The organism is Vibrio sp. 1402, assembly GCF_033340275.1.
Genome location: NZ_JAWOWE010000473.1, coordinates 1 through 591, shown reverse-complemented (window position 1 = coordinate 591; position 591 = coordinate 1). Strand labels below are relative to the sequence as shown.

Annotated in this window: 1 pseudogene; it reads right to left on the bottom strand. The window is 45.7% G+C overall.

The annotated features are described in order from the left end of the window. A pseudogene (gene peuA / locus R7044_RS26745) lies at positions 1 to 591 on the bottom strand (TonB-dependent siderophore enterobactin receptor PeuA); the annotation flags it as partial.

The window sequence follows — 591 nt, the reverse complement described above, 5'->3', positions numbered from 1 at the left end:
AGCTCACACTTCGTACAACTATCGTAAGAGATACCACGCTCAGCGTCGAGTTTCTCACCATCATTGATGTAAGTACGACTACCGTTGCTGACTTCACCTTGCGGCATAAAACTCTCAGAGTATTGCACGTAAATCGAACCATTCGATGTCGGGTGGAAAATCACACCTAACTTTGGAGAAACTTGGTTCTCTGTTAGCGAATCTTCACGCTTTTCGTCATAACGAGCACCCGCAAGTACTTGCCAGTAATCGTTAATCGTCATCATGTTTTGCGCGTAAATCCCCCAAGTGTCATGCTCGCGTCTTGGGGATTTTTTCGAGCGTACGGTTCCAGGACGAGTAACTGTCGTGCCTGCCGCAACATCCTCTCCTGCATGGAAAGCCATAAAGCGGTCGTATTTGTAGTCGAGGTAGTTTGCCCCCACCAAAAACGTATTTTCTGTACCCAACAAAGAGAAGTTGGTTGTTACGTCTAAGTACGCGGTATCAAATACCCAGTTATCTGTGCGCTCGTTCCCTTTATGTCGAATCACACCGTCTTTGTCATAATTGTCAAACTTAGGGTAAGACTCTACATCAAAACGCTTAAAG